This window comes from Candidatus Amarolinea aalborgensis (assembly GCF_900491745.1).
GTDB lineage: Bacteria > Chloroflexota > Anaerolineae > SSC4 > Amarolineaceae > Amarolinea > Amarolinea aalborgensis.
Map to the genome: position 1 here is coordinate 437102 of NZ_UETR01000002.1, position 11742 is coordinate 448843.

Here is an 11742-nt window from a genome sequence, read left to right on the forward strand (position 1 = left end):
GGGCACAACCGTGGATGAAAACAGGCAATCCGTGGCGATCCGTGTTCATCCGCGGCCAATTTTCAGATTAGTCCTCACACAAAGCCACCAAGATGCCAAAAGCTTCTTCGTGGCTTTGTGTCTTTGTGTGAGCCAGTCCTGGCCGGGGAGCCAACGTCTTCAGGTCATCCATTCGATTCCAGTTTGTTTGGGTCAAGGCAAGGCGCGCAGCAGCACCGATTCGAGCAGCTGCAGCGCGAACAGGACCAGGATCGGTGAAATGTCGAGGCCGCCGAAGGGGGGAATCAGGCGGCGGGCCGGCTCCAGAATCGGATCGGTGACCGACGTAAGCAGTTGCACCAGCGGGTTGGAGCGATCCAGGTTCGGGAACCAGCTCAGCAGGACCCGGATCAGAATGGCAAACTGCAACGCGCCGAACAGCAAGGTGATGAACTGACGTAGGAAAATCATTTCTCACTCATCTCCCCAAGCAACTTGGATTTTTGATAGGCGCTGTAGACCGCCTTCGAGATAATCGTGCGCAGGCCGCCCTTCTCCAACTGGTACAGCGCCTCGGCCGTCGTGCCGCCGGGCGATGTCACCATGTTGCGCAGCGTGGCCGGATGACGGGCGCTGGTGCGCGCCACGGCCAGCGAGCCGTCCATGGTCTGCAGCACCAACTGCTCCGCCACGCGGCGTGAGAAGCCCAGGTGGACTCCAGCATCAATCAATGCCTCGATGAAGAGAAAAACGTAGGCCGGCCCGGTGCCGCTGAGCGCAGTTGCCATGTCCAGGTAGGCCTCGTCTTCCATCCAGATCGTTTCACCGAGCGCGCCGAGCACCTGGTCTGCCTGCTGGCGCTGCACCTCGCTGACCTGCGGCGTGCTGGTCCAAACGGTAATGCCTTTGCCCAGCTGCGCCGGGGTATTGGGCATGGCGCGCACGATCGCCTGGTGCCCTCCTATTCCCCGGCTGATGGCGCGAATACGGGTGCCTGCGGCAATGGATAAAACCAGCGCGCCCGGCTCGATGTGGCCGTTCAATTCGCGCAGCACCTTCGGCAGCACCTGCGGCTTGACGCTCAGGACCACAATCTCGCTGGCGCGGGCCGCTTCCAGGTTGCTGGTGGTGCTATGAATCCCGTAGCGTTCGGTCAAGGCATAGCCGCGGTCGGCGCGGGGGCCGGCCGCCAGGATGCGGTCGCTGCTCGTCAGTTGGCGGTCGAGCACTCCCTTGATCATGGCTTCGGCCATGATGCCAGAGCCGATAAAAGAAATCGTGGTTTCGTGTAGCATTTTTGTTTTCTCGTGTTAGGTTCGTTGCTCAGTCGCTGCGCACAACTGTGGATGAAGACCGGCAATCGGTGGCGATCCGTGTTCATCCGCGGCCTATTCTCACGTCAGCATTTTTCATTTACGCGCGTCGGGCTAGATACTCATGCCCTGTGACACAGCCGTGGATGAAAACAGGCAACCCGCGGCGATCCGTGTTCATCTGCGGCCTGTTTTCAGGTTAATCGCGCTTATGCCTTGCGCTCGCCGAAGATCGCGCGGCCAATGCGCACCAGGGTCGCGCCCTCTTCGATGGCCGCCTCGAAGTCATCGGTCATGCCCATCGAGAGCTGGCTCCAGTTAAGCTGAGGATGGCGCTGCGCCAGCGCCGCGGCCATGCTGCGCAGGCGTTGAAAAATCGGTCGCGCCTGGCCGGGGTCTTCGACGATCGGCGCAATGGTCATCAAGCCCCGGACAATCAGCAGGGGTCGCGCGGCGATTTCGTCCACCAGTGGGCCGACCTCTTCAGGGCGGAAGCCAAACTTACTGGCCTCGCCGGAAAGATTGATTTCGAGCAAGATGGCCTGCGCTTGCGCACGCGCCTCACCCAACTGCGCCAGTTTACGCGCCAGTTTCACTCGATCCACGGAGTGAATCAGGTGGAACGGGCCAACAGCCGCGGCGACCTTGCGACTTTGCAGATGACCGATCAAATGCCAGGTGATCGGCTGCGCGTCGAGCCGCTGCGCCAGCCAGGCGTGGACGGCCGCCATCTTCGGCAGCGCTTCTTCCACGCGGCTTTCGCCGAAATCGCGCACACCCAGATCATAGGCCATCTGGATCGCTTCCGCCGGATGGGTCTTGCTCACGGCCACCAGCGTGACTTCAGACGGATCACGCCCGGCGCGCTGCGCGGCCGCTGCCATACGCGCCTGCACCAGCGCCAGGTTTTCCGCTAACTGTTCCCTGTTCATGACACTCCTTGCGTCTACCGCTGCGCCCATCTGGATCACAGCGGCCGCAGCATGACCAGCGCGCCGAAGTGGCCGCAGCGCCCGGCTGCGGCCCGGTGCGAAAAGAACCAATCATGGTGGCAGGCCGTGCACAGCTCGGCTGTCTCGATCTGGCGCACGCCGGCTTCCTGCAGCTGCTGTCCATTGGCGGCCCACAGGTCGAAGTGGCGCCTGGTGCGCCGGCCTGGCGGCAAAAGGGCTTCGGGGTTGCTAAACGCCTGGCGCACGGCCTCCACGACCTCATCGCCCACCTCGTAGCAGCAAGGGCCAATGGCTGGCCCAACGGCGGCCAGCAATTCGGCAGGGCGGCTGCCAAAACTCACCTGCATGGCGTGCACCGCCGCCGCGGCGATGCCGGCCACGGTCCCCCGCCAGCCAGCATGGACCAGGCCGAGCGCGTGATGCGCCGGGTCGTAGAGTATGATGGGCGTGCAGTCGGCAAAACGCAAGAGCAGAGGCGTGTCAGGCGCGGCCGTGATCAGGGCGTCGGTGTTCATTTGACGCTGGCCGCGCTGCGCCGGGCCAATCAGCATCACCTGCGCGCCATGCACCTGGTAGGCGTTGGTCAGCGCGTCGGCTGGCACATCCAGGGCCGCGCACAGCCGGCGGTGGTTTTCGTTGACCCGCGCCGTGTCATCGCCCCGCGTGTGGCTCAGGTTGAGGGAGTCCCACGGCGGCGGACTGACGCCGCCGTGGCGCGTCGAAATGGCGTGGACCAGTCCTGGCCGGCCGGCCAGACTGGAAAATTGAAACACAGGGATGTCGTGGAAGCTCGTGATCGGCACCGTGATCGCTCTCTCGCTTACCTGCCGGCTAACTCAGCAGCGCAATGGGGGTCTTCAGCACGCCCTCGGACGTGTGAGTGCCGTTCCGTTTCGCGGGCTTGCCGTCGGTGAAGCGGAAGGCCCACGACTCATCGCACGCCTGGCAGGTCAAACAGCCAGCCGAGTCGGGCGGGCAGTGGCTGCCGGTCTCGCCCTTTTGCGTCAGGCGCCATTCATAATCAAAGAAGTTGTCGCTGACGCCGCTTTCGACAATGCGCCAGGGGAGCGGTAGATCATGTGCAAACTCGCCGATGAACTGAGATGCGTCCAGGCCCGCGTCGGCCAGGGCCGCGTGGAAGCTGCGAATGGTCACGCCGCCTTGTTCGGCCAGGGTCAGGAAGACCGGCGCCAGGCGGCGGTCCCCACGGGCCAGCACGGCCTGCACCTGCGCCCACTGTGGACTCTCCGCGCGCACGGCCACCTGGTGGGGACGCAGGCGCTTGTCAATCATCGCCTGGCGCCGCTTGAGCGTGCTCTCGTCCGCCATTGCCATCCACTGGAACGGCGTGTGCGCCTTGGGCACGAACGGCGTGGCGTTGATCGCCAGGCGGCGCTTGAAGCGCTTGCGCGCATCGAGCGTGAATTGCACCAGGGATTCGATGTCGTCATCGGTCTCCGTGGGGTGCCCGATCATGAAGTAGAGCTTGAGCTGCGGGAACTTGAGCGCCTCGGCCAGTTCCACGGCTGCCATTAGATCATCCACGCCCTGCGTTTTGTTGATGATGTTGCGCAGGCGCTGGCTGCCGGCTTCGGGCGCAATGGTCAAGGTCTGCGTGCCGCTCTCGACCATGGCGCGCACCAACGGCACGCTGATGGGGTCGGTGCGCATGGAGGAAACCGAGATGCGCGCGCCCAGCCGGCGTAGGGCCACGGCCATCTCATCAATTTCGGTGTGATCGGACACGGCCGCGCTGACCAGCCCAATGCGGTCGCCGTGCTGTAAGCCTTGTTTCGCCCAGTCCAGCACGCGGGAGAGCGGCTGCTCACGCGCCGGGCGGTAGACATAACCGGCCAGGCAGAACCGGCAGCCGCGGCCGCAGCCGCGCGCAATTTCCATCAGGTGCAGATTGGCAAATTCGGTATCCGGGGTATAAATCGAAGATGCCGTCCGGTAGGCTTGCAGGTCGCGCACCCAGAGGCGCTGGATCGTGCGTGGGATTGGAGATCGGAGATCGGAGATTGGAGATCGGAGATCGTGGGCGGGGTTTGATCTCCGGCCTCTGGTCTCCGGTCTCTGGTCTCCGGTCTCTGGTCTCCGGTCTCTGCTCTCTGCTCTCTGCTCTCTGACTTCCGGCACCAACAGCGGCACGTAAACGCCGGGCATGTTGTCCAGGATGGTCAAGAGGTCAAGGCGATTGTCGTGGATCTGGCTGCGGAAGATGGCCGTGAGTTGGGGAATAACCTCTTCGCCTTCACCGATGACGATGGCGTCGAAGAAGGGCGCCATCGGTTCCGGGTTCATGGTGACGCCCGGCCCGCCGGCGATGATGAGCGGCCACGCGGGGCCATCAGGCGTGGCGTCCGCGCTGCGCTCGGCGGCCAGGGGCGGGATGCCGGCCTGCAGGAGCATCTCCACGACATTGAAGTAGTCCATTTCGTAGGAAATGGTGAAGGCCAGCACATCAAAAGCGTCTATGTCGCGCTGCGATTCCAGGGAGATGAGCGAGCGGCCCGCCTGGCGGCCGTCCTTGTCCCAAAAGACACGTTCGCAAACGACATCGGGCAGCGCGTTGAACGTTTGATAGATGATCTGCAGCGCCAGGCTGGACATGCCCACGTAGTAGGTGTTGGGAAAAGCCAGGGCTACGCGCAGGCGTCCGCCCCAGTCCTTGAAGACGGCGCCGTTTTCTTTTTCGAGCTGCGCTTTGGCTTGCGCGATCTGGTTCCACTTCATGCTGCGTGATCTATCGCCTTTGTGATGAGATTGGTCGGTCTGTTCCGTGAAGGGACATTATAGCACGTCCGTTGAGGGGCGCCAACAAAAAGACTTCCGAAGTCTGCAAGACTTCGGAAGTCAGGCGTCGCGTGCCACAAAAAGACTTCCGAAGTCTGCAAGACCTCGGAAGTCTGCGTGTCGCGTCAAAGAGCGACTTCGCAGGCGCCGGCCATGCAGGCCAGTTCTTGCGCGGCCGTGGTCAAATCCTCTTCTTCATAGCGGAAGAGTTTGGAAAAATCAATGTCCGGGAACGAGGCCGCCAGCCTCTCATACGCTTCGGCGCTGATTTCCTCGTAGGGCATCTGGTCATACTGCGCATCGTACGAAGGCAGGAAAGCCATGCCGCCGATGACGTCCTGGTGTTCCCAGACCCATTTGATCAATTCCAGCACTTCGTCGTCGTGGTAGGTCACGGTGACGCTGGGGTTGTGCTCCGTGTAATAGAGCTTGTTCTGCAGCCAGTATTCACACTGCGCCAGCGCCGAGCGGTTTCGGCGAGTAATGGCGCTGTCCGGCGACTTGACTGGGAAGTGCACCACCCAGGTGTCGGCATCCTGAGGAGTTTGGCCGTTTTCCGGGTCCATCGGTACGCTGGCATCGCGCAGCACCTTGAAGACCGGCGAATGTGCGCTGACGCGCACGTTGCGCACGTAGTAAGGCGCCCACCGGGCATGCAGGCCCGATGCACAGTCCACCAATTGGCTGGTGTTGCCGCTCGGTTTCACGCAGGTGATTGAAACCGACGGATTGATGCCGAGCAGTTCGGAGACCTGGCGGTTGACCTGCACGGCGTGGTGCTTGAGCTGCGCCATGATGCGCGGGTCCTGGACGACCGGGCAGTCCATCTGGCCTGTGATATCTACCCCGAGCAGGCGCTCCTCCTCGCAGTTCTGCCGCCACATCGGCCGCAGGCCCGGGAAGTGCGTCGCCATGGATTGAATCGTGCCGATGATTGTGGCGATTTCAACCTTACTGCGCAGGGTTTCAGGCGTGTCGTTCGCGCGTGCGACCGCGGCCGTCAAGTTGCAGAATTCCCATGGCCGCAGGTTTATTTCTCCGCACTGCCAAGATAGCACATAGCCCATTTCAACCCGGCCCTGCGCGTCGCTGCGTTCACTGCCGATGCTGAAGAAAGTGTGCGTTTCATCCACCGTGCCCGTGTACACATCTTCGCAACCATCGGGCGTTACCGACACGACGCGGTGATTGGTCGCAGTCGCCGCCGTCCCCAGTTCCACCCATGAACGGAAGGGGCTGCTGGCCCGACTCACTTCGGGCGAAATACCCATTTCACGGCAACGCACCTCCCATTCTCTCTTGGCCGGATGGCGGTTGAGTTCGGAGAGCAAGTCGTTATAGATCTTGACTTGAAGTTCGCGCACGCCTTCTTTGCGTTCATTGTGGGCTTGCTTCAATTGGGTACGGCGACTCGCCGTGCCGTGCAACCGGTAGTACAGTTTTTGACTGCATGGCTGGCTACATGCGGCTTGCTCGCGCCGCGAGAAGGATACCCAGAAGGGTGCACCGCACACCTCGCACGCCTTCTGTACTTCGGTGCGCCCATTGACCTGGCGGAGCGGCAGATCGGTGAAGCGACGCGCTTCTACTTCCCATGCTTCCATAACCGGCAACCCTAACGCGTGCGCGAAGCGCTGCAATGTCGGCCGGATGTCGCCGCCAAAATAGTCGCGGCGATAGGCTTGCCACGTGCGCGGCCAGTTGTTGGCCTGGGCAAAAGCGGTGTACTCGCTGCGCAAGAGCGCACGGCCAATCTTGCGGGTGAGAGCGATCAATTCTGCTTCCAATTGCTCATTGGAAATCTCTTTGGCGTTGCCATTGACCGCGCCAGCGCAGGCATCGCTTAGGTTCTTGCGCCAGGTATCGTTCATCAAGCGTACGGCCGGGTTATCCTGGCCTAGCATCCGCGCTCGATGCTCAGCGGCATGTTCTGCTACTGTCATCAATTGCAGGTTTGAGATGTGATTGTTGCGTCCGTCGAAATCGCGGTGATGTAACTGATACTCGATGCCGTTCAATTCGACGCCGGTATGATGCGCATATATCTGGCGATGCTCCGACTTGCGACGAGATCCAAATTGGAGCATCCGATAACTGTTCGGCGCATCGTAGTTGCACTTGACGACGGCCGGGAGGCCTTTCTTTTGATACGAGAAAGCCATCATCGCTTTCAGCGCATCCTTCGGCTGCAGCTCGGCGGTCGTTTTTTCTGAACCGTCCAGCATCACAAAGCGATGATTGAGCGTTGCGCGTACATAGCTGCCATCGGCAAAGGTCACGCGATAGACCGGCGTTTGCGTTCCAGTCTTGCGCGGGTTGCGCATGGTACGAATGACCAGGTTATTGTCCTTAACGGTGTAGACATCTACATCCTTGCCCTCGGCCGCCAAATCGCGGATTTGCACCCGCCCACGTCCATCGGCTACGGCAATCCATGTCTCGCCCGTGACACAGGGATTAGTTCCAAAATCGCTCGCCGCGCGGCGTTCTGGGCGCAGGGCGTTGGCGGAGCGGCGGCTGAAGATGCCTGGCTCGCCGCGGCCTGACTCGATCATGTCCAGCATGAAGCGCGCGATCTCAAGCTGCGTCAACTCGCGATCGGGCCACACCGCGGAGTTGTTGGCGTTCCAGCGCTGGCTGTTGTTGCGCTCGAAATCGCCGCTCTTGCACTGGAGCATTTCCTCGTCATCCAAATCGAAGAGGGAGATCATGGCGGTGCGCCGCATGCCGCCGCTGACTGCGGCGCCGCCAACCGCACACATGATGTCATGTGCATCGAGCGGTCGCAGGAAGTTGCCCTGCCGCGCCAGGATGCGTCCACGCGCAAACTCCAACATACGGCGCAGCGGTTCTGGGCCGGAGGCGCGTCCGCCCTTGGTGCGCAGCGGCGCACCGGCCGGCCGCAGTTGGGACAGGTCAAAGCGCAAGTCGCCGCCCTCGAACCAGGTGGCCAGGCCAGTGCGCAGCGCATCCGCCCAGCCTTCAGCCGAGTCCTCCACTGTATAAGGCAGGGCCGTTGCGCCGGTTTGACGGCGGATGCGTGGAAAGTTTTCGACATAGCGGTGTTCGACCGAATAGCCAACACCGCACCCGCTCATCGAGATGATCAGAGCCTCGACGAAAGAGTCAATGCTCTCGACAGGCTGATACGAGCAGTTGTAAATGGTGATGTTGTTGCGTCGCGCCGCCGGCCCAGCCATGGCCAGCAGACGCATGGATGGCATCGTGCTCATGTCCAAGATGCCCCGGCGCACGCGCTCGTACGTCTCCGCTGGCAGCCGCTGCTGCGATAGCTCCGCGAGGTAGGCGACAGAACGGTCTACCGTTTCGATCCAGGTTTCGCGGCGCCCCGCCTCGTAACTGAAACGGGAATACTTATCATAAAACTGGAACTTCTGCAGTTGTGTTGGAAAATGGCGATCGGATGCCTGGAAAGCCTCGCGCACCTCGTCGGGAATCGGCCGCGCGACGCGCAGTTTGGCGTGTTCCGCGCGGTAGAGAATGTAGTGCTTGGCGGCCTCATACTCGCCTGCCGCCTGCAGCACCATCTCGACAATGTCCTGCACATCCTCGACGCTGGGGGCCGGATGCTTGGCGGCGATGATGTTGACGACCTGCTGGGCAAGCTCTTCCACCGGCACGCTGGGCGTGCGATTCAGGCTGTTGAAACAGCGCGTGAGCGCGCTTTCAATACGACCAATGTCGAACGGCACGATGCGGCCGTCACGCTTGATGATCATGCTGGGAATCACGATGCTTGGGCGGCTGCCGTTGGCCCGAATCAAGGTCGCGACCGCGGCGAAGTGATTCTGACCACCGTTGCGGCCCATGGCGACTTTGGCGCTGCCATTCTCACCATTGGCCGCCGCGGGACTCATGGGCGTCTCGAGCACTGCGGAGATCGTCTTTGTCTCATGCACGCTTTGTTTTTCACTGATTTCTGCCGTCTCGGTCGTCATCACATCTTCTCCTTCAAGACTCGGAATTCGTTTTTTGCGTATTCTGCCAAATTCGCCGTAGAAAATAAAAGCCAGATGACCATTCCACCCGGCCCCGGATGCCTAACGCACTACTTCGTATAAAAAGCGGCGGCCGCCGCCGTCCACGTTCTCAATGCCTACACGGTAGAGCAGTCCCTTGCTTTCCAGATCGCGCAGGCGGTTGCTCTTCGTGCTCGGCGAAAGGTCGCCGGGCAGGTCTTGCGCACTGATCTGTTTGAGTTCCAACGCTTGCACGAAGGTTTCACGCAGCACGGGACTGAGCGCGCCCAAAATCTGCAGCTCGCCCCGGCTGCTGACATGAACGCAGGCCAAGCCGCGACGATTGAGCGCCACGTCTACGCTTTCGACGACGGAAGGCGCCGCGTTGCGAATCACGACGAAGCGCTCGATCTTGCTGCTGTCTTGCGCGGCTTCGACCAGCGAAACCACGACTTCGTCCGCCCAGGAGAAATCCATGAACATCGTCTTGGCGCACTCTAGAACCAGCAGGCTGCGCCGCGGCAGTCTGTATATTTCTTCAAGCAGCCGCTTGGCCATGCCATGATCACGCCCTCCAAGAATGGCGTTGTCGAGGGTGATCACTTTTTCATAAAGCGCCATGTTTAACCTGTCTCAGTCACCTGGCTGAACGAGATGCCAACCTGGGCGCCCGCGAAAAATGCGACATGCAGCGCTTGGGGCTGCTTGTCGGCGCTCAGTTGTAACTTTGCGTCGCCTGAGCGTAGGGAAAGGCGCCCTTGGTAGCGGCGCACCAATTGACGCACGCTGGAAAGTCCTAAACCGCCGCCAGTTGCTCGGCTGGAGAGCCCCTCCAGCGCCTGCGCCACGGCCTGCGCGTGCGTCCAGTGACCGGCTTCGGCATGTCGTTGGCTCAAGCTCTGGCGGATGCCAATCCCCATATCAGCCACACCAATGCTCACGTAACGTCGCCCCTGGCGGTCGCGGTATAAATGCGCCGCGGCCAACCCTAGATCGCGGCTGTGATCCTTGACATTGCTGCTCAGCTCAGACACGATCTTGGCGCTGTCTATCAAGTCGCCCACACTGAAGCCAAGCTCTGCACGCGCCAACTCTAGAAAACGACCTACCACCAGCGCCACATCGGTGCTGGCCTGAATCGGGGTCAGCCCCAGGCCGTACGCGTCCCTGTGTGCTGCGCTGCGCGTGCGGCCGGTGTTGCGCAGAGTGCTGTAGAGCGCCAACTGGTCGTGAAATCCCATGCTGTGACCGAACTGCCAGGCGTCGCTGTCCCTGGAAAGAACAAAGGCCACTGGATGATCCTGGCGCTGCAGCGAGCGCGCCAGCATGACCAGGCAAACCATTCCGTATGGATCCATGAAACGAACGCCGCTGAGATCAATCACGATCTCGCGCTGCGGCTCAGGCGCTCGCTGCGTAATGCCTGTCAGCAAACGGTCGAATGTCACACTGTTGAAACGATCGCCGCTGCTGAGCGCAAATCGAATCTCACTCATGGCCTGACCAGCCTCACGGCGTTGTCTTGCCTAGCGTGGTTGACCCCCTGACGGCAGCAGCTTGTCAATCTCGTTGCGCACCGCATAGAGGTCTTGCAGTTGCAAGTAGACCGTGGCAAAGCGGATATAGGCAACCAGGTCCAATTCCTTCAATTCTTTGAGAACGACTTCGCCGATGGCGTCACTGAGTACTTCGGTTCGGCCCAGGTTGTATAACTGTTCTTCTACCCGCTCAACCAGGCGCTCCATGTCCGCCATGGCAATGGGGCGCTTGGCGCAGGCGATACGAATCCCGCTCAATAACTTCTGCCGGTCGTACGGCTCGCGCCGGCCGTCGCTCTTGACCACCATCAAGCTGGCTGCCACCTGCTCATAGGTGGTAAAACGCCCTCCACACTGATGACATTCGCGCCGTCGCCGAATCCCATCACCGGCGCCCCGCGTGTCAACCACGCGATGATCAGTGCTCTTGCAATGAGGACAGAACATGCTCACCTACGTTTCAATACCCGCCGTGGTGCAACAAGTGGTTGCCGATAACCCATGCGCCTGAATCGAGGCATACCGTCGAGGCCGGGGAGCAGGCACGTACGAACGCATCTATTGGTCAGTCCAACACTACATGTAGTGTATTTTGATAGTGCAACCACAATATATAGTGGTATCCTTACGGGCTAGATTCTACCACAGATGCCTTGACAATGCAAACTGACCGCGACGATGGCAGCCTGGCCGTCGAAGGCCAACCGTATAAACTCATGGCCTGTTTGACGGCTAACGCTGCGCCTGCTACAATCACGACCCATGACCAGCCAACCCATCCATTCAACTCTCGTCCTGGCCTCGTCGTCGCCGCGCCGCCGCGACCTGTTGACGCGGCTCGGCCTGATGTTCGAGGCGGTGGCCGCGGATGTCAACGAAGAGGCCTATGCGGGTGAAGAGCCTGAGCCGCTTGCGCGCCGTCTCAGCCGGGCCAAGGCCTGGGCGGTGGCGCAACGTCGCCCCAACGCCTTGATCCTGGCGTCCGACACGGTCGTCGCACGCCAGGGTGAACTGCTCGGCAAGCCGCTCGATGCCCAGGATGCTGCGCGCATGCTGCGCCTGCTGCGTAACACCGATCATGTGGTCATCACCGCGGTGACCGGGCTGGACCCAACGCAGGGCCGTGAGATCACCCTGGTGAGCACAAGCACGGTTTGGATGCGCGCCTACGGCGAGGACGAAC

The 11742-nt window shown here is 61.3% G+C and carries 10 protein-coding genes; 1 reads left to right on the plus strand and 9 read right to left on the minus strand.

Annotation, left to right across the window (positions count from 1 at the left end):
• Window positions 1-192: 192 nt before the first annotated feature.
• The 9 genes from ACPQ6D_RS04720 to nrdR form a co-directional block, all read right to left on the minus strand.
• Window positions 193-450, minus strand: coding sequence for a YggT family protein (locus tag ACPQ6D_RS04720; RefSeq protein ID WP_423223142.1), 258 nt, complete (start codon window positions 448-450; stop codon window positions 193-195).
• Window positions 447-1274, minus strand: a complete 828-nt coding sequence (proC, locus tag ACPQ6D_RS04725) for a pyrroline-5-carboxylate reductase (RefSeq protein ID WP_423223143.1) — start codon at window positions 1272-1274, stop codon at window positions 447-449. Before proC ends, ACPQ6D_RS04720 begins: the two co-directional genes overlap by 4 nt.
• Window positions 1275-1501: 227 nt before the next feature.
• Complete coding sequence (locus ACPQ6D_RS04730; RefSeq protein WP_423223144.1) at window positions 1502-2224, minus strand: YggS family pyridoxal phosphate-dependent enzyme; 723 nt, start codon at window positions 2222-2224, stop codon at window positions 1502-1504.
• Window positions 2225-2259: 35 nt separating this feature from the next.
• On the minus strand, window positions 2260-3048 hold the full coding sequence (gene pgeF, locus ACPQ6D_RS04735) for a peptidoglycan editing factor PgeF (RefSeq protein ID WP_423223145.1): 789 nt from the start codon (window positions 3046-3048) through the stop codon (window positions 2260-2262).
• Between the two features lie 28 nt (window positions 3049-3076).
• Entirely contained in the window at window positions 3077-4981 is a 1905-nt protein-coding gene (locus tag ACPQ6D_RS04740) for a radical SAM protein (protein WP_423223146.1), read from the minus strand.
• Window positions 4982-5166: 185 nt separating this feature from the next.
• Window positions 5167-8781: an ATP cone domain-containing protein gene (locus ACPQ6D_RS04745; protein ID WP_423223161.1), complete on the minus strand. Its 3615-nt coding sequence runs from the start codon at window positions 8779-8781 to the stop codon at window positions 5167-5169.
• Window positions 8782-9102: 321 nt separating this feature from the next.
• The gene (locus ACPQ6D_RS04750) at window positions 9103-9642 is read right to left on the minus strand and encodes a hypothetical protein (protein WP_423223147.1); all 540 of its coding nucleotides are present in this window, start codon (window positions 9640-9642) and stop codon (window positions 9103-9105) included.
• Between the two features lie 2 nt (window positions 9643-9644).
• Window positions 9645-10517 carry an ATP-binding protein gene (locus ACPQ6D_RS04755; RefSeq protein WP_423223148.1) on the minus strand — a complete coding sequence of 291 codons (873 nt, stop codon included), beginning with the start codon at window positions 10515-10517 and terminating at the stop codon, window positions 9645-9647.
• A 30-nt stretch (window positions 10518-10547) separates the two neighbouring features.
• The gene (gene nrdR / locus ACPQ6D_RS04760; RefSeq protein WP_423223149.1) at window positions 10548-11006 is read right to left on the minus strand and encodes a transcriptional regulator NrdR; all 459 of its coding nucleotides are present in this window, start codon (window positions 11004-11006) and stop codon (window positions 10548-10550) included.
• 315 nt (window positions 11007-11321) lie between these two features.
• Here nrdR and ACPQ6D_RS04765 point away from each other — a divergent pair.
• A partial coding sequence (locus ACPQ6D_RS04765; RefSeq protein ID WP_423223150.1) for a Maf family protein occupies window positions 11322-11742 on the plus strand: 421 nt, incomplete at its 3' end.

Bases quoted from the DNA above. Each gene is read 5' to 3' on its own strand.
- ACPQ6D_RS04720 (WP_423223142.1), bottom strand. From the start codon at position 450: ATGATTTTCCTACGTCAGTTCATCACCTTGCTGTTCGGCGCGTTGCAG.
- proC (WP_423223143.1), bottom strand. From the start codon at position 1,274: ATGCTACACGAAACCACGATTTCTTTTATCGGCTCTGGCATCATGGCC.
- ACPQ6D_RS04730 (WP_423223144.1), bottom strand. From the start codon at position 2,224: ATGAACAGGGAACAGTTAGCGGAAAACCTGGCGCTGGTGCAGGCGCGT.
- ACPQ6D_RS04740 (WP_423223146.1), bottom strand. From the start codon at position 4,981: ATGAAGTGGAACCAGATCGCGCAAGCCAAAGCGCAGCTCGAAAAAGAA.
- ACPQ6D_RS04745 (WP_423223161.1), bottom strand. From the start codon at position 8,781: ATGATCATCAAGCGTGACGGCCGCATCGTGCCGTTCGACATTGGTCGT.
- ACPQ6D_RS04750 (WP_423223147.1), bottom strand. From the start codon at position 9,642: ATGGCGCTTTATGAAAAAGTGATCACCCTCGACAACGCCATTCTTGGA.
- ACPQ6D_RS04755 (WP_423223148.1), bottom strand. From the start codon at position 10,517: ATGAGTGAGATTCGATTTGCGCTCAGCAGCGGCGATCGTTTCAACAGT.
- nrdR (WP_423223149.1), bottom strand. From the start codon at position 11,006: ATGTTCTGTCCTCATTGCAAGAGCACTGATCATCGCGTGGTTGACACG.